This is a genomic window from Mesorhizobium sp. M0768, from assembly GCF_040320195.1.
GTDB lineage: Bacteria > Pseudomonadota > Alphaproteobacteria > Rhizobiales > Rhizobiaceae > Mesorhizobium.
Genome location: NZ_JAMYPD010000004.1, coordinates 260,530 through 284,040, shown reverse-complemented (window position 1 = coordinate 284,040; position 23,511 = coordinate 260,530). Strand labels below are relative to the sequence as shown.

The window sequence follows — 23,511 nt, the reverse complement described above, 5'->3', positions numbered from 1 at the left end:
TCAGGCCAGCGTGCTGTCGATGATGGCGAGGTCCTGCCCCCCTTGCGTGACTGTCACGCTGCTTGTGCCGAGCAGGCTGCGCAACTGGCCGGCAGGTACCGTCATCGGCCCGGGTGAGGCTGCGGTGCCCGGCGCCGGTTGCGGGAAAGCGGTCGAGCGCGCGGTATGAAAGGTAACGTTGCCTTCGACCTTCTGCATGATCTGGTGGATATGGCCGTTGAGTACGGTGACAGAGCCGAAGCGCTTGAGCAGGGCCAAGGCCTGCGCCGCGTCGTCGGTGCCCCAGCCCCATTCGGGATAAACAGCCCATAGCGGGATATGGGCAAAGACGACGATTGGCGTCGAGGCGGTGACCGCCTTCAGATCATCGGCCAACCATGCCAACTGGTCGGCGCCGAGATTGCCCAGCCCGCCAGCCTTCAGGTTGACGACGTTGACCAGCCCGATGAAATGGACGCCGTTCTGGTCGAACGAATACCAGCCAGCGCCCTTGGTGCCCTTGCCGTAGCGGTCGAGATAGGCCTGGCCATTGCCGTCATCGATCAGGTCGTGCTCACCGGGCACATAATGCACGTCGAAGCCTGCGCCGCCGATGATCTGGGCAGCGTTGTCGAACTGCGCGGCTTTCGACAAATGGGTGATGTCGCCGGTGTGGATCATGAAAGCCGGCTTTTGCGGCAACGCCTGGATCTTGCCGATGGCCTCCTTCAGCGTGTCGATGGCGTGCGGGTTGGCAGCCTTGTCGAAGCCGATGTGGCTGTCGGAGATCTGGAGGAAAGTGAAGCCGGTGGCCAAGGCCTCGGCGGCTTGCGACGCACCGAGCAGGGTGAGCGAAACCGGCACGCCGGCCGAAATTGTCCACAGCACTCCCGTGCCGGCCCAGATCATGCATTCCAGTGCATGACGGCGGCTGATGCCGTCAGCTTCATTGTCGTGGTGGTGGGTCATACCGGTCTCCTGCACGCCGGAAATGGCGTCTGTTTGGGAGACCAATGGGCGGGGTGGTTTATTCCGCCCGAAGACTAAAAGTTCATTCACACTGCCGTGATGGCGCACTGGCCCGATGCGAAGCCGGCGCTGGAAGGCACTGGCTCGACCACGCTCTTGCGATGTCTAGTCCGGCCAGCGCAGCGCTCCGGCGGACTGCTTGCGAGCGGGTTTCATCGCATCCGCGGGCCGATCGGCAGCACTCAACACCGCTCGCAGGCGTTCGGCAACGATCTCCGCCTCGCCGGGATGGAGATTGCACGGATCAAGGAAGAAGTGACCGCGCTCGACCTCGTGGTTGCGCACGATCACGGGCGGCGAACCCGCCGCAAGCGCCGAGGCGAGGCCGGCGGCGGTGAAGCGGCTTTCCAGCGCAACAAACACCTGCAGGCGGTCGAGAGGATTTCCGGTCGGATCTGGAATGATACGGGCCTCGATACCAGGCAGGCCCTGCAATGCGGTTTGCCACAGATGCAGTGCGGTTTCTTCCCGCTGGCGAATGCCGGCATGGTCGCGCCGCTCCCAGGCTTCCAGGGCCGCCATAGTGCCGGCAATGCTCTCCTTGCCGACCTTCATGGCGCGCGCAACGCCCCGGTTCTGGAGATAGGCGGCCCGTACCAGATCCTTGCGGCCGGCAACGATGCCGCTTGTCGGCCCTGAGAGAAATTTGTGCCCGCTGTAGACAACAATGTCGGCGCCGCGCGCCAGAAAGCCACGCAAATCGTATTCCGAGGCGGCGTCGACGACCACCGGCACGCCCTTGGCGTGGCAAATCTCACAGAACTCCTCAAGCGAGAGCATGCCGTATTGCACGGTGTGGTGCGCAACGACGTAGAGGGCTGCCGCCGTCCGGTCCCGGATCGCCTCGGCAACATGATAATCCTGGGTGACGCTGACCGTGCCGGCAGGCACTGCCTTGGCTCCGGCAAGCCGGATCGACTGGTCGATCGGCGCGCCGTAATTGACGATGTGACCAAGCTGAACGATGACCTCCGATTTGAGGCCCTCGGTGTCGTCCGGCAGCCGCTCGATCGCAAGAAGGCTGGTCCCGGTCATCGCGCCGGCAATCGCCATTGTTATGCCGCTGGCGCAGCATGCGGTGATGAAGCCGGCCTCGCCGCCGGTAAGGCGTGCAATGACCCTACTTGCGGCGCGCTGCAGATCATCCATCTCGACCCATTGCGAGGCGATTTCCGACATTGCGGCAATCGCTTCTGGCACGATGATCGAAGCACCGAGTGCCGTCATCGTGCCGGAGACATTGATGATTGGGCGAAGGCCAAGCCGTTCGCGGATTGTCGTGTTGGAACGGTCAGCGGCATAGGTCGTCATCTCTGTAGATCCTGTTTAAGATTTCAGGCGGCGATCTCGACGACCGCCTCGATTTCAACTGTGATGTTGCCCGGCAGCGAGCCGACACCGATCGCGGAACGGGCATGTCCGCCAAGCGTATCAAAGACGGCCGCGAAAAGATCGGAACAGCCGTTCACCACCTTGGGGTGCTCGCTGAATGTCGGCGTCGCATTGACAAAGCCAAGCAGCTTGACGACGCGCACGATGCGGCCGAGGTCGCCGGCCGCCGCATGCATGACGGCGAGCAGGTTCAGGCCGGTCAGACGCGCATGCCCGTAGGCCTCTTCAACGCTGACATCCTCTCCGACCTTGCCGGTGCAGAGCGCGCCATCGGCGCGCAACGGCCCCTGGCCGGAGAGGAAGATCAGCCGTCCGCTCTCGGCATAGGTGACGAAGTTGGCGATGGGCTTCGGCGGCTCGGGCAGTGTCAGGCCCAATTCCGCGAGCCGGATGTAAGGCGTCATAAAAGCTCCTTGCGACAGCTTTCGCCGTCCGATGTCAAAAATGCGAGGCGCGAAACCGCGCCAGGAAACTGCGAAGGCGTTCATTGTCGAACCCCGCCGCCAGAATCTCGGCGGGTGGTCCGACGGCACTGACGCCGCCATCCGCCATGAAAACGATGCGGCTCGATGCGTCGCGCGCAAAAGCCATTTCATGCGTGACCATCAGCATCGTCATGCCGTCTTCGGCGAGGCTGCGCACGACCTCGAGCACCTCGCCAACCAGTTCGGGGTCGAGCGCCGAGGTTATCTCGTCGAGAAGCAATATCTTCGGCTCCATCGCCACGGCGCGGGCGATGCCGACGCGCTGCTGCTGGCCGCCGGAAAGCTCGGCCGGCAGACTGTCGGCTTTGTGGGCGAGGCCTACGCGGCCGAGCCAGTGCTCGGCAATGGTGCGGGCCTCGGCATTGCTCTTGCCGCGCACCTTGCGCAGGCCAAGCATGATGTTGCCGGCCGCAGTCAAATGCGGAAACAGATTGAAGCTCTGGAACACCATTCCGGTCTCGGCTCGCATCGCCGCCAGGTCGCGCTCGCTGCGTCGCTGGCGTGTTCCCGTCTCGCGATAGCCGACTTCTTTGCCGTCGATACGGATCGAGCCGCTGTCGTAGCTCTCCAGGAAGTTGACGCAGCGCAGTAGCGTGGTCTTGCCGCTGCCGGAGGGGCCGATGATAGTCACGACCTCGCCGCGCGTCACTTGCAGGCTGACGGAGCGCAGGACCTCGACGGATCCAAAGGCTTTGGAAACCTCGGTGACATCGAGAAGTGCCGGATTCTGGTGCGAGGCGTTGGACATCGTGCTATTCCCGGATGAAGGAGAAACGCCGCTCCAGCCGCCGGCTGGCCAAGGAGAGGGCGTAGTTGACGGCGAAGTAGACGAGCGCACCGAGAATGTAGAGTGGCATCGCCTCATAGGTGCGGCCGATGACCTGGTTGATTGCCTGCATGAGGTCGGTGATGCCGAGCAACGAGACCAGCGCGCTGCCCTTCACCGCGTCGGTGACGCCATTGATCCAGGGTGGCAGGAAGCGCCTGAACGCCTGCGGAAAAATGACGTAGGCCAGCCGCTGGCGAAAGGTCAGTCCGATCGCCATCGCCGCCTCGGACTGACCCTTGGGAATCGAGCCGACGGCGCCCCTGAGATACTCGACGACTTGTGCGGTCTTGAAGAGGGTGAGGGCGAACACGGCCGCCCAAAAGGATTCCAGATGCAGCCCCACCGCGGGCAGGCCGTAATAGACGAAGAAGATCAGCACCAGGATCGGAATGCCGCGTATGGTGTCGCTGAAAATGCGCACTGCCCAGCGCAGCGGAAAAGGACCATAGACAAGGCCGACGCCCATCAGCACGCCGGCGATGAGCGATAACACCACGACCAGCAGCGACACCCACAAGGTTACGGCAAAGCCTTCGGCGAGGAACGGCAAGGCGTAGATGATCTGGCTCAGCATGTCAGCGCGCCGCCTTGAACCGGCGCTCGACGAGCCGCAGCGCGAAAAGCAGCGTGTAGCCGGTCAACAGGTACATTGCCGTCACCACCAGATAGACTTCGACAATGCGGAACGTGTTGAAGTTGATCCACTGGGCGCCATAGGTGAGTTCGGGTACCGAGATGACCGACGCCACGGACGTATCCTTGAAGAGCGATATGAATGTGTTGGAAAGCGCCGGCAGGGTTATGCGCAGCATCGTCGGCAGGCGCACATCGAGCAGCCTTTGCCATGGTGTCAGGCCGATTGCCTTGCCGGCGTCGAGCTGACCGCGCGGCACCGCCTCGAGCCCCGAGCGAAACACCTCGACCAGGTAGGCGCCGCTGTAGAGCGACAGCGTGGCAATGAATGAGGTTTGCGCGCTGTAGGCAATGTCGACCACCGTCGGCAAGCCGTAGAAGACCAGATAGACGAGCAGGATCAGCGGCACGTTGCGGATGAACTCGACATACCCCGCGATGATGGTCCGCACCGCACGTCCGGCCGACACGTACCAGACCGCCAGAACGAGCCCGATGACGATGCCGATCGCGATCGAGATGACGGCCAGTTCGAGGCTTAACAGCAGTCCGCCCCAGAGCTTGTCGAAATGCCGCCAGATAAGGTTGAAGTTGAGAGTATAACCCATGCGTCCTCGTCATGGAGGGCTGTGATGAGAGAAGGCGGAAGGACGTTGTCCTTCCGCCTGCTTGCATCAAATGACCGGGAAACCGGGATGGCGCGCCGGCGGCTCCTGTCCGAAATAATCCTTGAACGCAGCGTCGTAGAGTGCCGTTTCATGGCCGAACATGGCGATGGTGAAGGTCTGGTTGACGAAGGTCAGCCAGTCGAGGTCGCCCTGCCGCAGCGCGGCACCATAAAGCATCGAGAACCAGCTCTTGCCGGCATCGAAGTACTTGTCCGGATTGCGCGAGGCGAGCCAGCGCACCGTTGACAGGTCGACCGCGGCGGCGTCGACGCGCTTCGATTCCAGGGCCTGCAGCACGTTGGCCTGCGTGTCTATCTGCATCACCTGCGACTCCGGCAGGACGATATGCACGTTAGCCTCGGCATCGACATTTTGCAGGATGGAAATCCGCGTCGCCGAACCGCCGGCAAGCAGCTTGTCGAAGGTCTTGTTTTCGGCGTTCGGAAGGGTCAGCAAGGCGATGCCTTCGACGTAGTAGGGTCGGGAGAAGTGGATCAGCTGCGAGCGCTGGGCGGTCATGGTCATGAACTGGATGGTGATGTCGACCTTGTTGGTGGTCACGTTCGGAATGCGCTGAGCCGGATCCTGCATGACGAATTCCACTTTGGTCGGATCGTCGAAAAGCCCCTTGGCGAGAATGCGACCCATGGTGATGTCCATGCCCACCAGTTCGCCGGCGTCGTTCTCGAAATGCCAGGGCGCATTGGTACTGCCGGTGCCGACGATCACCTTGCCGCGCTCGAGGACGGTGCGCAGCAGGCCTGGGCCGCCGCTTTCTGAACGTCGACCGCGGTAGCGGCGCTCATCACTCCGGCCGTTGCAAGCCCGGCCATTCCCAGTTTCAGAAATTCACGCCTTTTGGATGTGTCGTTCACGGCGACCTCCTTTCGTGTTGAGTTCCCCTTTGGACCAGCAGTACAGGCATCGGTTGCAACTGACATCATTGTCCCTTACAAGAGACGCCTGTACTCTGTACAAGACAGATTAACATCAGGGATCGATAATGCAAGAAGGTAATGCCTTGGCCGCTCGACCGGACGCCGGTCTGGACGAAGACAAGAACTCGGGTTCTCGGGAGAAGGGCCTCAACCGGGTCCTCCAGATTTTGGAGTTTCTTCACGCGACCCAGCGCGCGATCGGCATCGGCGATCTTGCCAAGGGGGTAAACGCGCCGCGTTCGACGACTTATACGCTTGTGCGCTCGCTGGTCGACGCAGGCCTGCTGGAAATGGCCGGAGACGGCAATCGGGTCTATTTCGGAAAGAAGCTCTATCTCTACGGAATGGACTATGTGCGGGGCAACGACCTGCTCAGGCGAGGGCGCCAGGAAGTCGACCATCTGTCACGCGAGACCGGCGAGACCTCGGAGTTGTGCATGCTGCAAAGCGGCCGCTACACCATCGTCCATTCAAGCCCGGGGACGAGGCCATTCCGGATCAGCTCGGCGACCGGTCTGCAAATACCGCTCCCCTGGACAGCTTCCGGGCGACTGCTCCTCGCCGGCTTCGACAGGGCAGCGATTGAGGATATGGTCTCCGAGGACGATCTCGTGCTGCCGGACGGCCGCAGATTGCAACTCGACGATTTCATAGACGACATCGCCGTCGCCAAGTCGGCCGGCTACTGCGTCACCTCCGGCCTTGTCGATGCCTACACGAAATGCCTGGCCGCGCCGGTCTTTTCAGCGCCGGGCAGGGTCGAGGCGACGATGTGCCTGGTGGTTCCGATCGATACCTCGACCGAAAAGACCGACAACCTGATAGCGTTGTTGCGCGAGCGCGCCGCACGGCTTTCGATCGCGGCATAACCGCTTTTCCAGCAGGCCCCGCCGGCGTTCGTTCAAACAATGGCGTTCGTTCAAGCAATAATGTCTGGAATGATCTTGTCTTCCAGCGCCATCAGCCTGTCCTTCAGGAAAAGCTTCTTTTTCTTCATGCGCTGGATCTGCAGCGGGTCGCAATTCATGGCGATCATCGCATTGATGGCCGCGTCGAAATCGGCGTGTTCCTGCTTCAGCCGGGAATATTCGAGGCGGATATCTGCCTGTTCCTGATCGGACATTTTTACCGTCTGCACGTCTGCGGCGCCCAAACTATGGGCCTGATTGGGCGGGACCGGGGCTTCTTGCACCGGCGCGCAGCCCATATCACATTTCATATTGGCGTGGAATGCTACCACGCAGCATTCGACATCGGTGCGCGATGGTGGCACACTGTCATTATGCCGTCATAGAAGCGAGCCTGCGGTGGACGTGCCATGACGGCTGCAATCCGAGGAAACCATGAAAGGGAGAACCAATCATGTCTCTTGCATCCCATCTTGATGAGCTGCAGCGGAAACACGGCGACATCGAACGGGAAATCGACGATGCGATGACCCATCCGTCGGTAGACGACCTCGAAATCGTGAATCTCAAGCGGCGCAAGCTGGCGCTCAAGGACGAGATTGAAAAACTGAAGGCGAAACCGACGACGCACTGAAACCCTTCCAGGACTAGAAGCGCCACCCGGCGCGCGATCTTTCCGGTGGCATGTCTCTATGCTGCCGGAAACGCCCATGGATTTGCGGTAAGCTGCCATCTTGTTGTTTCCGATTTGCTGGGCCTGCGCGCCAGTCGCCATTGACAAGCCATCTTTGCTCCTCCACCTCATGCCCGGACCTTCAAGATTAAAGGCAGCCGGCATGACCGGATATTTTTCCTCACCCTTCCCACGCCGCAGGTCGGTCGGTGTCGATGTCGGCGGCGTGATGGTCGGCGGCGGCGCGCCGGTCGTCGTCCAGTCAATGACCAACACCGATACGGCCGATGTCGACCAGACGGTCGCGCAGGTGGCGGCGCTGCATCGTGCCGGCTCCGAGATCGTGCGCATAACCGTCGATCGCGACGAAAGCGCTGCGGCCGTACCGGCCATCCGCGAGCGGCTGGAACGGCTCGGCATCGACGTGCCGCTGGTCGGCGATTTCCACTATATCGGCCACAAGCTCCTGGCCGACCACCCGGCCTGTGCCGAGGCACTGGCCAAATACCGTATCAATCCCGGCAATGTCGGCTTCAAGGACAAGAAAGACCGGCAGTTCGCGGCGATCGTCGAGATGGCGATCAAATACGACAAACCGGTGCGCATCGGCGTCAATTGGGGTTCGCTTGACCAGGAGCTGCTGACCCGGCTGATGGACGACAACCAGGCCCAGGGCTTTCCGCTGACGGCGCAGGAAGTGACGCGCGAGGCAATCGTGCAATCGGCGATCCTGTCGGCCGGAATGGCCGAAGAGATCGGCCTTGCGCGCGAGAAAATCATCCTGTCGGCCAAGGTCAGCGGCGTGCAGGATCTGATCGCCGTCTACACCGAGCTTGCCACCCGATCCGACCATGCGCTGCACCTCGGCCTGACAGAGGCCGGCATGGGCTCGAAAGGCATCGTCGCCTCGTCCGCTGCCATGGGCATCCTGCTCCAGCAAGGCATTGGCGACACCATCCGCATCTCGCTGACGCCGGAGCCGAACGGCGACCGCACGCGCGAGGTGCAGGTGTCGCAGGAACTGTTGCAGACCATGGGCTTCCGGCAGTTCGTGCCGATCGTCGCCGCCTGCCCGGGCTGCGGCCGCACAACCTCGACCGTGTTCCAGGAGCTTGCCCAGAACATCCAGGCCGACCTGCGCAAGAACATGCCGGTGTGGCGCGAACAATATCCCGGCGTCGAGAACCTCAAGGTCGCGGTGATGGGTTGCATCGTCAACGGTCCGGGCGAATCCAAACATGCCGATATCGGCATTTCGCTGCCCGGCACCGGTGAGACACCGACCGCCCCGGTGTTCGTCGACGGCAAGAAGGCGGCGACCCTGCGCGGCCCATCGATTGCCGCGGATTTCGAGAAGATGGTCGCCGACTATATCGAACGGCGGTTCGGGCAGCACGACAAAGCCGCGGCGGAGTAGTTCGATGCGGCGTTTGCTGGGCGCGGCGCTGGTTGTCATTTGCGGGCTGATCTGGGCGACAGCCGTTCAGGCCGATCCACCACGGCCCGCCAAAAAGAAGCTGATCGACCAGGTTTGCAACCTGATCGAGACGCATGCCGACCAGAACGGGCTGCCCCGGGATTTCTTTGCCCGGCTGATCTGGAAGGAAAGCCGTTTCGATCCCAATGCGGTCAGCCCCGTCGGCGCTGAGGGTATCGCCCAATTCATGCCGGGTACCGCCAAGATGCGCGGGCTCGCCAATTCCTTCGACATCGAACAGGCGATCCCGGCCTCGGCAAAATACCTCGCCGAAATGAAATCCGGTTTCGGCAATCTCGGCCTCGCCGCCGCAGCCTACAATGCCGGCGAGAGCCGGGTGACGCGCTGGCTGAATTCCGGCGGCTTCTTGCCGATGGAGACCGAAAGCTACGTTCTGGACGTCATGGGCGAGCCGGCCGACAACTTCACCAATACCGCCTACGCCGGCGTCATCCGGCCGCTCGACAAGAAGGCGAGTTTCGCTGCTGCTTGCCGCGAGCTGCCGGTGATCATGTCCAGAACCGTGCCGATGTCGTCGATCAACATCAAGCCGTGGGGCGTGCAGGTGGCCGGCAATTTTCGCCGCGCCGCGGCGCTCAACCAGTGGCTGAGAGTGAAAAGCCGGTTCCCGGCACTGCTTGCCGGCCACGATCCGGTGGTCAGCCGGGTCCGCACACCGATCGGCAGGCGCGGCATCTATGCCGTGCGGATCGGCGCCGATAGCAGAGCCAAGGCCGACACGATCTGCGACAAGCTGCAAAGCGTCGGCGGCGCCTGCATCGTGGTGCGCAACCGGTAAAGCCATATATCGGTGCGTTTTGCGCCATTGCTGCCCATCTCGCTCCCCGTGGGCACTTCGTCCTCGATACGTGAATCATATTTTCGGTGAACCGTTAGGCAGGTCTTGCATCGTCGTCGATGCGGGGTAAGGTCCCCGCGATTTTTCGCGAAAGGGATCAGCATGGCCGGCTTCAAGACACTGGACGACATCGGCAATATCAGCGGCAAGCGTGTGCTGGTGCGTGTCGACCTCAACGTTCCCGTCGCCGAGGGCAAGGTCACCGACGCCACCCGCATCGAGCGCATTGCGCCGACCATTGCCGAGCTCTCCGGCAAGGGCGCCAAGGTCATCCTGCTTGCCCATTTCGGCCGGCCGAAGGATGGACCGGCGGCGGAATTCTCGCTCGAGCCGATCGCCAAGGCGACGGCGGAAGTACTCGGCCGCCCGGTTGGCTTTGCCGCCGACTGCATCGGCGACAAGGCGGGAAATGCCATTGCTGCCATGAATAATGGCGACGTGCTGCTGCTCGAGAACACCCGCTTCCATAAGGGCGAGGAGCAGAACGATCCGGCCTTCACCGAAAAGCTCGCCGCCAACGGCGACATTTTCGTCAACGACGCCTTCTCCGCTGCGCACCGCGCCCACTCGTCGACGGAAGGGTTGGCGCATGTGCAGCCTTCCTTCGCCGGCCGCACCATGCAGGCCGAGCTCGACGCGTTGGAAAAGGGTCTTGGAAATCCCGTCCGTCCGGTTGTCGCCATCGTCGGCGGCGCCAAGGTCTCGACCAAGATCGACCTGTTGATGAACCTGGTGAAGAAGGTCGACGCGCTGGTCATCGGCGGCGGCATGGCCAACACGTTTCTCGCGGCACGCGGCACCGATGTCGGGAAATCCTTGTGCGAGCGTGATCTCGCGACCACCGCCAAGCAGATCATGATCGAGGCGGCCGAGGCCGGCTGCGCCATCATCCTGCCCGCCGACGGCGTTGTCGCCAGGGAGTTCAAGGCCGGCGCCGCCAGCGAGACCGTCGCCATAGCAGACGTGCCGGCCGACGGCATGATCCTGGACGTCGGCGCAAAGACCGTGAAAACCATTGCCGAATGGATCGACCGCGCCGCGACGCTGGTCTGGAACGGGCCGCTCGGCGCCTTCGAGATCGAGCCATTCGACCACGCAACGGTGGCGACGGCCAGGCACGCGGCAGCGCGCACCAGGGCCGGCAGACTGATCTCGGTCGCCGGCGGCGGCGATACGGTGGCGGCGCTCAACCATGCCGGCGTTGCCGACGACTTCACCTATGTCTCGACGGCTGGCGGCGCTTTCCTGGAGTGGATGGAAGGCAAGCCCTTGCCCGGCGTCGACATCTTGAAGCGCTGAGCGCGGCAGCAATAACAGCGCGAAAGAGGGCGCCCGCGACTTTCAATCGATTCGCGCCTACCCGGTGAAATTGTTCGACTTGAACCTGCGTTGCTCTGGTGGTCTGCTGGGCACGGATCAATTCTTTCAGGAGAAGCACGATGAGCGAACGTCTCGAGGACATTGCTGCCGCGATGGTGGCCAATGGCAAAGGCCTGCTGGCTGCCGACGAGAGCTCCGGCACCATCAAGAAGCGCTTCGACGTCATCGGTGTCGAGTCGACCCCCGACAGTCGCCGCGACTATCGCGAGATGATGTTCCGAGCCAGCGATGCAATGACCAAGTACATTTCCGGCGTCATCCTCTACGACGAGACCATTCACCAGAAGGCCGCCGACGGCACACCGCTGGTCGACATCATCAAGGCATCAGGCGCTCTCCCCGGTATCAAGGTCGATGCCGGCGCCAAGCCGCTGGCCGGCTTTCCCGGCGACACCGTCACCGAAGGCCTGGACGGCCTGCGCGAACGCCTTGCCGACTATTACAAGCTCGGCGCCCGCTTTGCCAAATGGCGCGCGGTGATCGACATCGATGTTGCCAAGGGCGTGCCTTCCGCCACCTCGATCGGCTCGAACGCCCATGCGCTCGCCCGTTACGCCGCGCTTTGCCAGGAGGCCGGCATCGTGCCGATCGTCGAGCCGGAGGTGCTGATGGACGGCGCACACGACATCGACACCTGCTACGAGATCAGCAAGGCGACACTGACAAAGTTGTACACCGAGCTCTATGCGGCTCGCGTCGTGCTGGAAGGCACCATCCTGAAGCCGAACATGGTGCTGGCCGGCAAGAAATCAGGCAAGGTCAGCAGCCCCGACGAAGTCGCCGAGAAGACAATAAAACTGTTCCGCGAGACGGTGCCGGCCGCTATTGGAGGCATTGCCTTCCTTTCGGGCGGACAATCTGACGAGGAGGCGACCGCCAACCTCAACGCCATCAATGCCATTGGCCCGCATCCGTGGAAGCTGACCTTTTCCTACGGCCGCGCCTTGCAGGCCGCTCCGCAGAAGGCGTGGGGCGGCAAGGCGGCGAATGTCGCCGCCGCACAGGCCGCCTTCGCCCATCGCGCCCACATGAACCATCTGGCAGCGCTTGGACAATGGCAGCCGACGCTGGAGCAAGCCGCCTGACGGAATTCAGGTTGCGTTCCCTCCGACCCGGGCCATGTGCCCGGGTTTGTTTGAAAGCAGCAAGGTCTGCGATTTCCTGCAACTAAAAATGCAGCTCTGTGTCGGCATTCCTCGCTGCCGATCGTCCTCCGTGAAAAGAGGAGCAGACCTATGCCAAACAACAAGACCGTATCGCAGGAAAAATGGTTTCAGGCGCACAAGGCGCATCTGGCGCGCGAAAAGGAATTGACGCGCTTTCGCGACCGCGTCGCCGCCGAACGCCGCGAACTGCCGTGGCTGAAGATCCGCAAGGACTATGTCTTCGAGACCGAGCAAGGGCCAAAGAAACTGCCCGACCTGTTCGGCGGCAACAGCCAGCTGATCGTCTACCATTTCATGTTCGGGCCGGGCGCCGATTATCGCTGCGAAGGCTGCTCATTTCTTGCCGACCACATCGACGGCGCCAACCAGCATCTCAGGCATCACGATGTCTCACTTGTCGTGGTAGCGCGCGCGCCACTGGCTGAATTGCTGCCCTACAAGCAGCGCATGGGCTGGAAATTCGACTGGGTGTCGTCCTACGCTTCGGACTTCAACTTCGACATGCAGGTGTCATTCACCGACAAGCAGATCGCGGCCGGCGACACGACCTACAATTTCGAGCGGCGCGCGCGGCAATCGAAGGATCTTCCCGGCACCAGCGTGTTCTATCGCGACGAGAAAGGCGACATCTTCCTGACTTTCATCTCGCGCTCGCGAGGCGGCGATCCGCTGATCGGCGCCTATCACTATCTCGATCTGACGCCGAAAGGCCGCAACGAAACTGGCCCGCATCATAGCCTCGGCGACTGGGTGCGGCTGCATGACGAGTATCAAGACCAATCCGGGACGCATGACGGTTGCCATTGAGGCGACAAGGGTGTCGCTGCAAGGTCGTTCACCTTCAGTGCAACATGCGCTAAGTGCTGTTCGCTATGCCCTAAAAGGGACTTGCCATGCGGCGCTTTCCGACCCTTCTCACCTGGCTCGCCTTTCCGGTTTATGTCTGGCAAGAACTTGGCGTGCGTCGCCGCACCGCCCGCATGCTGCCGGCACAAGGTCCGGTCATGCACGAGATATCTGGCCTGGTGCCAGCAATCTCGGTTCTGGTGCTTGGCGATTCCTCCGCCGCCTCGGTAGGGATCGGCAATTCCGAAAACGGATTGGCCGCGCAACTGGCAGTTCTGATTGCGCAACGCACCGGCCGCACCGTGCGCTGGCGGGCGGCCGGCTTCAACTCGGCAACCTCTGGCCAGATCCGCGATCATGTGCTGCCCAATCTATCGGCCGATCCGTGGACGCATATCGTGCTGGCCATCGGTACCAACGACACCAAGAATTTTCATTCGGTACCGCGCTTCAAGCGCGAGTTTGGCGGCCTGCTCTACGCGCTGCGCGCCAAATGGCCGGAAGCGCGCGTCGTGTGGTCGCCGGTGCTGGAGTTCACCCGGGCTCCGGCAATGCCGCCGCTGCTCGGCAAGATCCTCGAAATCCGCGCCGTCAAAATGAACCGGATGGGCGAGCGCCTTTGCCTCGAACGCGGCGCCATACCGGCGCCCCGGCTGCCGATCACGGATGCCGATGCCGGCTTCGCATCGGATGGATTTCACGCTTCGGAAGCCGGCTACCGAGCCTGGGCGGAACATCTGGTCAGCCTGGTGCTCGCCAACGAACCGGGCGTCGCGTAGCGGGCCGCCCGCACTAAAGCGCGTCGCGTTCGATTGGCCTCATCCGACGCGCTTCAGGTTCTCGTTTTTATGCATGTCGTTGTCGCAAAACCGCTGCACACTTTTGCGCGACATGCATTACGTCCAGTGCCCGAGCACCGCCGTAATCGAAATCGCCGCCATCGCCAGCAGCGCCAGCTTCCAGAAATCGCTGCGCCGCTTCAGCCCGGGCCAGCCAAGCGGCTTGATGAGCTGGATGACCATCATGGCGATGATGACGAGCGCGAGAAGTTTCGACATGCAGCCTTTGATCAGCATCGCGGCTGGCTGTCAAAGCGGCTCCGGAATCGCCGTCTTTCCAGTGCAGCAGGCCTCTTTTCAGCACTGCCTGATCACTTCGGTCGACAAATCGGAACGCCGGTCAGGAGAGACGCACCCTCCTGACAGACTGCTGTCAGCAGGGGTGTGCGATAGTGCCTGCATCGAAAGAGAGGAGACCAGCCATGAACGGTATTACCATTCTGCGTAGCGTGCAGCACTATGTCGGCAAGATCCGGACGATCCGCAATGAGATCCGCACCCAGCGATTCATGAACACCCTGCCGGCGGACATCCGCAAGGATATTGGTTGGCCGGACATGTATGGCGACCGCCGCAATGGCGGCAATTGAGGCAAGCTTTCTGCGTGGCGTTTGGATGCGACCTGGCGACGAGCTGAAATGGGCATGCTGAAGCCTCCTGACAGTATGGTGTCAGGAGGCTCGTGCCATAGTGCGACGGCCGCCGGAGCCGGATGGCCGAGAGGACGATCGATGAAAAGCTGGAACGACAGGCTGAACACGCCTGGCATCAACGGCATAAGACCGTCGCCACGCACCATCGGCGACGTCATCGAAGGCCAGCCGATGCTCGCCAGGTCCATGCATTCATCCGCTCCATCCCCGAAGGCATGGACATGAATATCCGCGCTTTGCGCACCGCTCTCGCCATCGAGCACGGTGCCGAGATGACATGTCCGGTCACCATCGGCTATCATCTGCGCACCGTCGCCGAGGCCGCCAACGAGGATCTTGAGCGTGGTATGGCGCTGGGCGATGTTGCGCCGTTCTGGCGGGTGGTCGACGCAAGCACGCCGACAACGAGTAAACTGTCCTTCGGCGCGGCCTTCGTCGCCGCGCAGCGCAAGCGCGAAGGGCTGGAACGATAGACGCCGAGGGACCATACGATGCGCCGCGCCGACAGGCTCTTCCAGATCGTGCAGCATCTGCGTGGTGGTCGTCTGGTCACCGCCCAGAAGCTGGGCACGTGGCTCGAGGTTTCCGAGCGGACGATCTATCGCGACATCGCAGACTTGCAGTCGACCGGCGTCCCGATCGACGGCGAGGCCGGTGTCGGCTACATGATGAGGGAGGGTTTCGACCTTCCGCCGCTGATGTTCACGCGTGACGAGATCGTCGCGCTGGTCGCCGGCGCTCGCATGGTGCGCGCCTTTGGCGGCGCGGCCATGGCGCGAGCCGCCGACGAGGCGCTGGTCAAGATAGGCGCCGTGTTGCCCGACGCCGAAAAGGACCGCATCGCCCGTACCGAGATACACACGCCGATGTGGGTGGTAAGCGATGCCGCCCGCGAAGCCATCGACCTGATCGAGCGGTCCATCGAGAAACGTCAGGTGCTGACCATCGACTATTCGGATGAGGCCGGCCGCAGCACCGCGCGCGACATCCGCCCGCTCGGCCTGTGGTTCTGGGGCAAGGTGTGGACCTTGGTCGCCTGGTGTGAGATGCGCAGCGATTTCCGCGCTTTCCGCATCGACCGAATCGCCACGGTGGTCATCGCCGGCCGCACCTTCAAGCCGGAGCGCGGCAAGCAGCTCGCCGATTTCTATCGCGCGGTGGAGCGCAGCGAGGATTACGGCATGGCGCCGGACCGGGCGGCGCGAAGCTGACACGGAAGATCACAAAAAAGCCCGCTTGAAAGCGGGCTTTTTGTTTTGGATGCCAGACCTATTCCTCTTCGTCGGCGTCCTTGTCCTTCGACTTCAGCGCCGAAAGCTTGGCGAAGACGGCGTTGGCGTCAAGTTCGCGGTCCTCGTCCTTCGGCTTTTCGGGCGCCGGCACCAGCCGTTCGGTCAAGGCGGCCGGCAGCAGCGTATCGCCGACCGGCTGCGCCTGCTCGCGGCCGCGCGAGGCGCGGTTGATTTCCATATCGAGGTCGATCTGCGACGTCAGGCCGAGCGTCACCGGATCCATCGGCTGGAGATTGGCGGAGTTCCAGTGCTTTCTGTCGCGGATCTGGTCGATCGTCGACTTCGTTGTGCCGACAAGGCGGGCAATCTGCGCATCCTTGAGCTCGGGATGGTTGCGCACCAGCCAGAGGATGGCGTTGGGCCGGTCCTGGCGCTTCGACAGCGGCGTGTAGCGCGGACCCTTGCGTTTGGATTCCGGCACCCGCACCTTGGGATCGGAGAGCTTCAGCCGGTGGTTCGCGTCCTTCTCGGCGCGCGCGATCTCGTCGCGAGTGAGCTGGCCGGTCATGATCGGGTCCATGCCCTTGATGCCTTGAGCCGACTCGCCGTCGGCGATCGCCTTGACCTCAAGCGGATGCAGTCCGCAGAACTGCGCGATCTGCTCGAAGGAAAGCGCTGTGTTGTCAACCAGCCAGACGGCGGTCGCCTTTGGCATCAGCAGCGTATTGGCCATTACAAAAATCCTTCTCGTTCGCCCGCGTTCCCGCGCGGGCGGTGGTTTAGAGCCACCAAAATGGGAAAATCGCGGTCTATATAACCGCTCGTTCGCCGTTTCGCAATGTTTTTGGCAGGCGCGCGTCAAGGACGGCACGGCAGCGCGACCAGCAGACCGCGAAGGGGTCGGCAGATGACGCCATGCAGTCGAAAGCTTCAAAAAGACAAAGCCCGCCAGACCAAGGTCGGGCGGGCTCGGAACCGGCGACGGAAATCCGTCTGCTGCGGCTCTGGCTTCTAAAGCTTGATCCCGAACCGCGGCTCGGCGTTGCCGAAAAGCAGCGCCCGGTCTTCGAGCGGGATCGTGCTCGAGATCAAAGCCCTTTGCGGGCGATTCTCTCGATGTCGCCGCGGTTGATGCCGAGGTCGTTGAGCTGACGAGCATTCAGCCGGTTCAGTTCGCGCACGGTTTCGTTGTACATGCGCCAGTTACGGAAAGCGCGGATCGGGTTCATGATAGTCCTCCATCGTTTTGATGCCGCGTAAATAGGCATCGGCGATGAAAAATTGAACAGACGCTTTTGCATGGCCGCAATGCGTTTGTTGCATTGCACCATTAAGCTTTCGTTCAGCCTGTTTGCGGGCCGTCAGGCGACATCGAGCACAATCTTGCCGATGTGCTCACCCTCCTCCATCCGCTCATGCGCCCGCCACGCTTCCTTGAGCGGGAAGATCGTATCCATCACCGGCGCAACCTTGCGCGTGCCGAGCAGCGGCCAAACCTGCGCCTCCAGCGCAGCCGCAACTGCCGCCTTGAACTCCACGGTGCGTGGCCTGAGCAGCGATCCTGTGTGCACGAGCCGCTTGGCCATGATCTTGAAGAAATCGGCGCTCGCCACCGCCCCGCCCTGCGTCGCGATCTGGACGATGCGGCCTTCCATGGCTGCAGCCTCATAGTTTCGCGCCACATAGTCGCCGCCGACCATGTCGAGGATGACATTGGCACCCTTGCCGCCGGTTGCCTCCTTGACTGCGGCGACGAAGTCCTCTTCGCGGTAGTTGATCGCCCGGTCGGCGCCGAGCTTGAGGCAGGCGTCGCATTTCTCCTTGCTGCCGGCGGTGGTGACGACATAGGCGCCGAAAGCGGCGGCAAGCTGGATCGCCGTGGTGCCGATACCCGACGAGCCGCCATGCACGAGCAGGGTCTCGCCGCTCTTCAGGCCGCCGCGCTCGAAGACATTGTGCCAAACAGTGAAGTAGTTTTCCGGCAGCGCCGCCGCTTCGGTGTAGGTAAAGCCGGCGGGCAGCGGCAGCACGCTGCCGGCGTGCACTCTGACATATTCGGCATAGCCGCCGCCCGCCGTCAGCGCACAGACCCGGTCGCCGACGCGCCAGCGCGATATCTCGTCACCAAGGGCAGCGACTTCGCCTGCTGCTTCCAGGCCCGGCAGATCCGACGCTCCCGGCGGTGGCGGATAGGCGCCCTTGCGCTGTTGCACGTCCGGCCGGTTGACGCCGGCGGCCCGCACCCGGATCAGGATCTCGCCGGGACCGGGAACCGGTACGTCGCGGGTTTCCGCTTTCAGCACCCGCGGCCCGCCCGGTTCCGATATGGCGATCGCCATCATCTTCGCCGGAATTTTCTGTGCGTTCGCCATGAATTTTCCCGTCGTGCTCCGCCGGTTTCTCGTGCCAGCTCTTGCCCGCCATTTGCATCCATACCCTTGCCCTATGTATGCTCATTGGCAAATCAGGCAAATGGGCAATCACGGAGGAGCGACGATGGCGATCTTCGACGACGAACCCAAGAAGAAAGCGCGCCCGCACGAGATCGGGCAGGATCTGTCGCTGCTTTCCGTCGATGAATTGTCCGAACGGATCGGCATCCTGCGCGACGAGATCGCCCGGCTGGAAGCCGAGCTCAAGACCAAGGGCTCGACCAAGTCGGCGGCAGAGGCGCTGTTTCGCCGCGGGTAGTTACTGCGGGTAATTCCAAAAGCTCGGGCACGCCGCCGAAAAGCCCGAATGCCGCTGTCTCCAGACTTGTGCCCTAAACCCCAGCCGGATTGAAAAATGTTCGCAAGCTACAGACCGATCCTCTCGCTGCTGCGCGGCACGGCGTTCCTGTTGGCGGCATCCGGACTGCACGGTCTGCTGTTGCCGCTGCGCGGCCAGGTGGAGGGCTTCTCGACGGCATCGCTCGGCCTGATGGGCACGGCTTGGGCCGGCGGCTTCGTCACCGGCTGCTTCTTTGCGCCACGCATCGTGCGCCGCGCCGGTCATGTCAGGGCTTTCGGCGCCTTTGCCGCATCGGGAGCGATCGTCGCACTGCTCACCGGCCTGATCATCGACGAATATACCTGGATCCTGCTGCGCGCCTTCACCGGCTTCACCATGGCCGGCGCCTTCATGGTCATCGAAAGCTGGCTCAACGAGAAGGCCACCAACGAAAACCGCGGCACCGTCTTCGGCCTCTACATGATGGTCACCTATGCCTCGATCATGGGCGGTCAGATGATCGTTGCCGGCGGCGATGTGAGATCGGCGTCGCTGTTCATGATCACCGGCATTCTGTTCTGCCTGTCGCTGATCCCGACGGCGGTCTCGACGGCGTCTCACCCCAAGCCGCTGCAGGACGTGTCGCTTGACGTCAAGGGACTCTACGGCAATTCGCCGGTGTCGGCGATCGCTTGCGTGCTGATCGGCATCGCCAACGGCGCCTGGGGTACACTTGGTGCCGTCTATGGAGCGCGCATCGGCATCTCGACAGCCGAGATCGCGCTGATGATGAGCCTCGTGGTCATCGCCGGCGCCGCCATGCAGCTTCCGGCCGGGCGGCTCTCCGACATGACGGACCGTCGTTTCGTGCTGGCGGGCGCGGCCTTCGGCGCTGCGCTGTTTGCCATCGCCATCTTCCTGTTCGAACCGCGCTCCGGCGTCTTCGTCATCGTCTGCACCGCCGCCTACGGCGCCTTCGCCTACACGCTCTATTCGATCGCGGTGGCGCATGCCAATGACCATGCGCGATCGGAGGACTTCGTCAAAGTGTCGGGCGGCCTGCTGCTGCTTTATGGCTTCGGCACGATGATCGGTCCGCTGGTGGCCGCCGGCCTGATGGGCTGGATGCGCCCTGAGGGGCTGTTCCTGGCCACTGCGCTCGCGCATCTCAGCCTGGCTGGCTATACGCTGCTGCGCATCAGCCGTCGCGCGCCGGTGCCGATCGAAGGCCGCGATGCCTTCAAGGCCCAGCCCGCCGATCGCTCGGTGACGCCGGAAGCGTTGCGGCTCGACCCGCGCAGAAAAGCTGAAGCCGACAGTTGAGATTCGAGGCGCTTTGCCCCACAAATAAGGCATGATGCTTTCCGACGCCTTCATGGCGATTGCCGATCCCAACCGGCGCCATCTCTTGGAAGAGCTCCGGCGCGGACCGAAGACCGTCAACGAATTGGCATCCGGCTTGCCGGTGTCCCGCCCGGCCGTTTCGCAGCACCTGAAGGTGCTGCTTGATGCGGGGTTGGTCAACGCCAAGCCGGAAGGCACCAGGCGCGTCTATACGGTCAGCAATGCCGGCTTCCTGAAGCTCAACATCTGGCTTGACCAGTTCTGGGATGCGGAGCAGCTCGGTTCACCCGGAAGCTGAGAGGCATCGTCAGCGCGTCGAGCAACTATGCAGCATCGGGCCTAGAGCAATTCCAGGAAAAGTGTGAAACGGTTTTCCGTACGGAATTGCGCAAAAACAAAGAGATAGAGCGGTTCGGCGTTTCCGTGAACGATGAACCACTCTAGCCATTGTTGTAGGGGAAGAGCTTGAAATACGGCTGCGCTTCCTCGATCACACGGGCAACCGAGGGGCGTTGCAGCAACCGGTCGTGATAGCGCCTGACCGCAGGATATTCGTCTCCGAACGGCTCGACCTTGTTGGCGTAGAACAGCGCGGGGGCGGCAGCGCAGTCGGCCATGGTGAAGCTCGCACCCACCGCCCATGTCGTCGATTGCATGTCCTGTTCAATGATGGCGTAGGAGCTGCGCAGCTGGGCGCGGGCCTGCTCGACGCCGAACGGATCGGTCTTGCCCTCCGGCCGCAGCCGGTCACCAACGATCTTCTGCATCGGTTCCTGGACATAGAAGTCATAGAAGCGGTCGGCGAGCCGGGTCTGGCGAGCGAGATCGAGATCGGCGGGGATCAGTTCGACCGGCCCAGGATAATTCGCGTTGAGATATTCGATGACGATCGTCGATTCCGGCACGGTCCGGTCCAGCGTTTCATCGCGCAGCACCGGCATCTTGCCGAGCGGCCACAATTTCAGAAACGCCGCGCGCGACTGTTCATTGCCGAGATCGACAACGACGGATGTGAATGGCGTGCCGTTCTCATAGAGCGCGATCAGCGGTTTCCAGCAGAAGGAGGCCAGCGGATGAAGATGCATCGTCAGGGACATTTTTGCTCCTATCTTTGGTGCTTCGTCTCGCGGGCATCCGGTGTCAAGGTTCGGCCCGCTGCTACGTGGCCCGGCTGTGGGCGACGATCGCATCGATGATCGCGGCCCAATCGTCGGGATGCAGCTCGTGGCCGCCGCCCTCGATCCGGACCAGTCTTGCACCGGCGACCGCGTCGGCAAGAGCGGCGCCATGCTCGGCTGGAAAGATCGGATCGTCGGTGCCGTGGATAACGAGGAGCGGAATCTTCATCTCGTGCAGCCGCCCCGTCCAGTCCTCGCCGCTCCGATCTTCGCCGCCCTTGAGCATGAAGTGATTGGTCGCGCTGAGAAAGCCGCCGGACCGGTCGTAGTCCTGTTCCACGAACGCTCTCGTCCGCGCCTCGTCGAACGGATGCGCGGTGCCGGCGAGCGCACGCGCGTTTTTGACCATGAAATCGACCCCTTGGCCACGGTCAGACCAGTCGACCTTCGCGCCTTCGGCCGAATGTTTCCTATAGGCCTCGGTGGTTCCGGGCAAATGCGACGTATCGATGCCCAAGGGCGAGCTGCTGATCACCGTCAGCGAAGTGACACGCGACGGGTATCTCAACGCAACAAGCTGCGCGATCATGCCGCCCATCGACATGCCGACCACATGCGCCTTTCGGATTCCATGGTCGTCAAGGACGCGGATAGCATCGTCCGCCATGTCGTCGAATGTATAAGGCGGCTCGCCCGGCGCGTATTTGGTCGAACGGCCGGTATCGCGATTGTCATAGCGGATCACGAAGCGACCTTCGCCGGCCAGCTTCCGGCAAAACGCTTCGGGCCACCAAAGCATGGAAGCCATCGCGCCCATGATCAACAACACCGCCGGATGGGCTGGATCGCCGAACGTCTGGGATGCGATTTCGGGGTGTTCGGCGTTTTTCATGGCTTTCCTCCTTGGGCTTCCAATCCGATTGCATTTTGCAATCAGTTGCACGATATTAAAACCGATACGATAATGCAACCGGTTTTTGGAGATTCGCATGAACATCGATCGTCGGTCCGGATGCCCCATCAACCTGTCGCTCGAAGTGTTCGGTGACCGGTGGAGCCTGATCATCCTTCGCGACATCATCTTCGGCGGCAGACGCCACTTTCGCGAACTGCTCAACGGCTCGATGGAGGGCATCGCCTCCAACATCCTCGCCGACCGGCTGAAGCGGCTGATGGAGCTCGGCATGCTGACCAAGGCGGATGATCCCTCCCACAAGCAAAAGGCGATCTACAGCCTGACCGAAATGGCGATTACGCTGGTGCCGATCCTGGCGCATCTCGGCGCCTGGGGCCGCGTCTGGCTGCCGGTCAGCGAAGAGCTCTCTATCCGCGCCGAGCTTCTGGAAAAAGGCGGCCCGCCGATGTGGGATAAGTTCATGAACGAGTTGCGCCACGAGCATCTGGGTGCGTCTCCCGCCCCATCTGGACCCACCGTCCGCGCGACTTTGCAGGCCGGATACGATGCGGTCGTCGCCCGCAAGGCGGAGCGAGTCGGCTGCGATCCGGCGCCATGACCAACTTATTTTCCCAATTGCGGGCTGGCTCTGCTATCAAGGGACTGAAGATAATTTACGGATTGGATAACGCTCTTGGTCGAGAACTCTAAGGACACTGCCCGTGCGCGGGCCGATTTGCGTTTCAAGAAACAGGAAGAGGCAGCCACGGTTCGCCAGAAGGCGATGGCGGAATATGTCGCCGAGAGCGACGCTCGCCAAGCCAAGACCAACAAGCTGCGGGCGCTGCGCCTCGCCAAGGAAGCGGAAGACCTGGCCAATGCGCCTCCGGCCCCGGTGAAGAAGCCTCGCGCCAAGAAGAAATAGGCCGGCGCTCCCAGAATGCATGCTTCCTTTCGCACGCGAAACAGTTCACTCGGAGCTGTTCTGCCGGTTGATAACTGGCGCGTTTAGGAGACGGCCATGACCGCACTGACGCTCGACAAAGCCCTTGAAATCATCGTCGCCGCCTTTGCCAAGGGTGCCGAGCTCAAGCTCAGGCCGCTTGGCGTCTCGGTGCTCGACGCCGGCGCCCATCTGGTCGCGTTCCAGCGTCAGGACGGCGCCTCTTTCCTGCGTCCGCAAATGTCGGCCGGCAAGGCCTATGGCGCTCTCGCTATCGGCATGGGCTCGCGCCGGGTGGAAGCTTTCGCCAAGGAGCGCCCGCATCTGATCGCCGGCGTCTCCGACGTGTCGGGCGGGCGCGTCCTGCCGGTCGTCGGCGGCGTGCTGATCCGCGACAACGCCGGCACGATCATCGGCGCCATCGGTATTTCCGGCGACACGTCCGACAATGATGAAACGGCAGCCATCGCCGGCGTCGAGGCGGCTGGCTTCACCGCTGACCCGGGCTGAGTG

Annotated in this window: 31 protein-coding genes; 17 read left to right on the top strand and 14 right to left on the bottom strand. The window is 62.4% G+C overall.

Going from position 1 to position 23,511, the window contains the following annotated elements:
* From NKI08_RS08055 to NKI08_RS08025, 7 genes are all read right to left on the bottom strand, one after another.
* Window positions 1–948, bottom strand: coding sequence for a metallophosphoesterase family protein (locus NKI08_RS08055; protein ID WP_352768261.1), 948 nt, complete (start codon window positions 946–948; stop codon window positions 1–3).
* Between the two features lie 165 nt (window positions 949–1,113).
* Window positions 1,114–2,319 (bottom strand): aminotransferase class V-fold PLP-dependent enzyme, encoded by a 1,206-nt coding sequence (locus NKI08_RS08050; protein WP_352768259.1) that lies wholly within the window; start codon window positions 2,317–2,319, stop codon window positions 1,114–1,116.
* Window positions 2,320–2,342: 23 nt separating this feature from the next.
* Entirely contained in the window at window positions 2,343–2,804 is a 462-nt protein-coding gene (locus NKI08_RS08045) for a RidA family protein (protein WP_023678474.1), read from the bottom strand.
* A gap of 34 nt (window positions 2,805–2,838) precedes the next feature.
* Complete coding sequence (locus tag NKI08_RS08040; protein ID WP_023678475.1) at window positions 2,839–3,633, bottom strand: amino acid ABC transporter ATP-binding protein; 795 nt, start codon at window positions 3,631–3,633, stop codon at window positions 2,839–2,841.
* A gap of 4 nt (window positions 3,634–3,637) precedes the next feature.
* Window positions 3,638–4,288, bottom strand: coding sequence for an amino acid ABC transporter permease (locus NKI08_RS08035; protein WP_352589866.1), 651 nt, complete (start codon window positions 4,286–4,288; stop codon window positions 3,638–3,640).
* 1 nt (window position 4,289) lies between these two features.
* Window positions 4,290–4,955 (bottom strand): amino acid ABC transporter permease, encoded by a 666-nt coding sequence (locus NKI08_RS08030; protein WP_023678477.1) that lies wholly within the window; start codon window positions 4,953–4,955, stop codon window positions 4,290–4,292.
* 66 nt (window positions 4,956–5,021) lie between these two features.
* Entirely contained in the window at window positions 5,022–5,744 is a 723-nt protein-coding gene (locus NKI08_RS08025) for a transporter substrate-binding protein (protein WP_502899567.1), read from the bottom strand.
* Window positions 5,745–6,036: 292 nt separating this feature from the next.
* On the opposite strand from NKI08_RS08025, the gene NKI08_RS08020 reads away from it, so the two are divergent.
* On the top strand, window positions 6,037–6,822 hold the full coding sequence (locus tag NKI08_RS08020) for an IclR family transcriptional regulator (protein WP_352768256.1): 786 nt from the start codon (window positions 6,037–6,039) through the stop codon (window positions 6,820–6,822).
* A gap of 50 nt (window positions 6,823–6,872) precedes the next feature.
* On the opposite strand, the gene NKI08_RS08015 is transcribed toward NKI08_RS08020, so the two are convergent.
* Window positions 6,873–7,076: a YdcH family protein gene (locus NKI08_RS08015; protein WP_023678480.1), complete on the bottom strand. Its 204-nt coding sequence runs from the start codon at window positions 7,074–7,076 to the stop codon at window positions 6,873–6,875.
* 239 nt (window positions 7,077–7,315) lie between these two features.
* Here NKI08_RS08015 and NKI08_RS08010 point away from each other — a divergent pair, with 239 nt between their 5' ends.
* The 7 genes from NKI08_RS08010 (at window position 7,316) to NKI08_RS07980 (ending at window position 14,041) form a co-directional block, all read left to right on the top strand.
* The gene (locus NKI08_RS08010; protein ID WP_023678481.1) at window positions 7,316–7,495 is read left to right on the top strand and encodes a YdcH family protein; all 180 of its coding nucleotides are present in this window, start codon (window positions 7,316–7,318) and stop codon (window positions 7,493–7,495) included.
* A 202-nt stretch (window positions 7,496–7,697) separates the two neighbouring features.
* Window positions 7,698–8,951 carry a flavodoxin-dependent (E)-4-hydroxy-3-methylbut-2-enyl-diphosphate synthase gene (gene ispG / locus NKI08_RS08005; RefSeq protein ID WP_352452483.1) on the top strand — a complete coding sequence of 418 codons (1,254 nt, stop codon included), beginning with the start codon at window positions 7,698–7,700 and terminating at the stop codon, window positions 8,949–8,951.
* A 4-nt stretch (window positions 8,952–8,955) separates the two neighbouring features.
* Entirely contained in the window at window positions 8,956–9,810 is an 855-nt protein-coding gene (locus tag NKI08_RS08000; protein WP_352452482.1) for a transglycosylase SLT domain-containing protein, read from the top strand.
* A 162-nt stretch (window positions 9,811–9,972) separates the two neighbouring features.
* A complete protein-coding gene (locus NKI08_RS07995) occupies window positions 9,973–11,169 on the top strand; it encodes a phosphoglycerate kinase (protein ID WP_352540261.1) in 1,197 nt (398 codons plus the stop codon).
* Between the two features lie 140 nt (window positions 11,170–11,309).
* On the top strand, window positions 11,310–12,335 hold the full coding sequence (locus tag NKI08_RS07990) for a class I fructose-bisphosphate aldolase (RefSeq protein WP_352768251.1): 1,026 nt from the start codon (window positions 11,310–11,312) through the stop codon (window positions 12,333–12,335).
* A gap of 150 nt (window positions 12,336–12,485) precedes the next feature.
* On the top strand, window positions 12,486–13,223 hold the full coding sequence (locus NKI08_RS07985; RefSeq protein WP_352768248.1) for a DUF899 domain-containing protein: 738 nt from the start codon (window positions 12,486–12,488) through the stop codon (window positions 13,221–13,223).
* Window positions 13,224–13,309: 86 nt separating this feature from the next.
* Window positions 13,310–14,041, top strand: a complete 732-nt coding sequence (locus NKI08_RS07980; protein ID WP_352768245.1) for an SGNH/GDSL hydrolase family protein — start codon at window positions 13,310–13,312, stop codon at window positions 14,039–14,041.
* A 117-nt stretch (window positions 14,042–14,158) separates the two neighbouring features.
* On the opposite strand, the gene NKI08_RS07975 is transcribed toward NKI08_RS07980, so the two are convergent.
* Window positions 14,159–14,320: a hypothetical protein gene (locus NKI08_RS07975; protein ID WP_008873884.1), complete on the bottom strand. Its 162-nt coding sequence runs from the start codon at window positions 14,318–14,320 to the stop codon at window positions 14,159–14,161.
* 203 nt (window positions 14,321–14,523) lie between these two features.
* Between NKI08_RS07975 and NKI08_RS07970 the strand changes: the two genes are divergently transcribed.
* The 3 genes from NKI08_RS07970 to NKI08_RS07960 all read left to right on the top strand — a co-directional run bounded on the left by NKI08_RS07970 (window position 14,524) and on the right by NKI08_RS07960 (window position 15,965).
* A complete protein-coding gene (locus tag NKI08_RS07970; RefSeq protein WP_023678489.1) occupies window positions 14,524–14,691 on the top strand; it encodes a hypothetical protein in 168 nt (55 codons plus the stop codon).
* Between the two features lie 122 nt (window positions 14,692–14,813).
* Window positions 14,814–15,227: a hypothetical protein gene (locus NKI08_RS07965; protein WP_352768242.1), complete on the top strand. Its 414-nt coding sequence runs from the start codon at window positions 14,814–14,816 to the stop codon at window positions 15,225–15,227.
* An 18-nt stretch (window positions 15,228–15,245) separates the two neighbouring features.
* Window positions 15,246–15,965: a helix-turn-helix transcriptional regulator gene (locus tag NKI08_RS07960; RefSeq protein ID WP_352540254.1), complete on the top strand. Its 720-nt coding sequence runs from the start codon at window positions 15,246–15,248 to the stop codon at window positions 15,963–15,965.
* A gap of 58 nt (window positions 15,966–16,023) precedes the next feature.
* Here NKI08_RS07960 and NKI08_RS07955 read toward each other — a convergent pair whose 3' ends face one another.
* The 3 genes from NKI08_RS07955 to NKI08_RS07945 form a co-directional block, all read right to left on the bottom strand.
* Window positions 16,024–16,719, bottom strand: a complete 696-nt coding sequence (locus NKI08_RS07955) for a DUF1013 domain-containing protein (RefSeq protein WP_023678492.1) — start codon at window positions 16,717–16,719, stop codon at window positions 16,024–16,026.
* 355 nt (window positions 16,720–17,074) lie between these two features.
* The gene (locus NKI08_RS07950) at window positions 17,075–17,215 is read right to left on the bottom strand and encodes a DUF1127 domain-containing protein (RefSeq protein ID WP_023678493.1); all 141 of its coding nucleotides are present in this window, start codon (window positions 17,213–17,215) and stop codon (window positions 17,075–17,077) included.
* A gap of 132 nt (window positions 17,216–17,347) precedes the next feature.
* A complete protein-coding gene (locus NKI08_RS07945) occupies window positions 17,348–18,358 on the bottom strand; it encodes an NAD(P)H-quinone oxidoreductase (RefSeq protein WP_352452476.1) in 1,011 nt (336 codons plus the stop codon).
* Window positions 18,359–18,482: 124 nt separating this feature from the next.
* Between NKI08_RS07945 and NKI08_RS07940 the strand changes: the two genes are divergently transcribed.
* From NKI08_RS07940 to NKI08_RS07930, 3 genes are all read left to right on the top strand, one after another.
* A complete protein-coding gene (locus NKI08_RS07940; RefSeq protein WP_023678495.1) occupies window positions 18,483–18,677 on the top strand; it encodes a DUF1192 domain-containing protein in 195 nt (64 codons plus the stop codon).
* Window positions 18,678–18,773: 96 nt separating this feature from the next.
* A complete protein-coding gene (locus NKI08_RS07935) occupies window positions 18,774–20,021 on the top strand; it encodes an MFS transporter (RefSeq protein ID WP_352768238.1) in 1,248 nt (415 codons plus the stop codon).
* Between the two features lie 31 nt (window positions 20,022–20,052).
* Window positions 20,053–20,340, top strand: a complete 288-nt coding sequence (locus tag NKI08_RS07930) for an ArsR/SmtB family transcription factor (RefSeq protein WP_023678497.1) — start codon at window positions 20,053–20,055, stop codon at window positions 20,338–20,340.
* A 142-nt stretch (window positions 20,341–20,482) separates the two neighbouring features.
* Here NKI08_RS07930 and NKI08_RS07925 read toward each other — a convergent pair whose 3' ends face one another.
* Window positions 20,483–21,139 (bottom strand): glutathione S-transferase family protein, encoded by a 657-nt coding sequence (locus NKI08_RS07925; protein WP_352677877.1) that lies wholly within the window; start codon window positions 21,137–21,139, stop codon window positions 20,483–20,485.
* Window positions 21,140–21,200: 61 nt separating this feature from the next.
* Window positions 21,201–22,052, bottom strand: a complete 852-nt coding sequence (locus NKI08_RS07920) for an alpha/beta fold hydrolase (RefSeq protein ID WP_352768235.1) — start codon at window positions 22,050–22,052, stop codon at window positions 21,201–21,203.
* A gap of 97 nt (window positions 22,053–22,149) precedes the next feature.
* On the opposite strand from NKI08_RS07920, the gene NKI08_RS07915 reads away from it, so the two are divergent.
* The 3 genes from NKI08_RS07915 (at window position 22,150) to NKI08_RS07905 (ending at window position 23,508) form a co-directional block, all read left to right on the top strand.
* Complete coding sequence (locus tag NKI08_RS07915; protein WP_352451127.1) at window positions 22,150–22,674, top strand: winged helix-turn-helix transcriptional regulator; 525 nt, start codon at window positions 22,150–22,152, stop codon at window positions 22,672–22,674.
* Window positions 22,675–22,749: 75 nt separating this feature from the next.
* Window positions 22,750–22,980, top strand: a complete 231-nt coding sequence (locus tag NKI08_RS07910) for a hypothetical protein (protein WP_023678501.1) — start codon at window positions 22,750–22,752, stop codon at window positions 22,978–22,980.
* A 96-nt stretch (window positions 22,981–23,076) separates the two neighbouring features.
* Complete coding sequence (locus NKI08_RS07905; RefSeq protein ID WP_352768232.1) at window positions 23,077–23,508, top strand: GlcG/HbpS family heme-binding protein; 432 nt, start codon at window positions 23,077–23,079, stop codon at window positions 23,506–23,508.
* The last annotated feature ends 3 nt before the right edge of the window (window positions 23,509–23,511 follow it).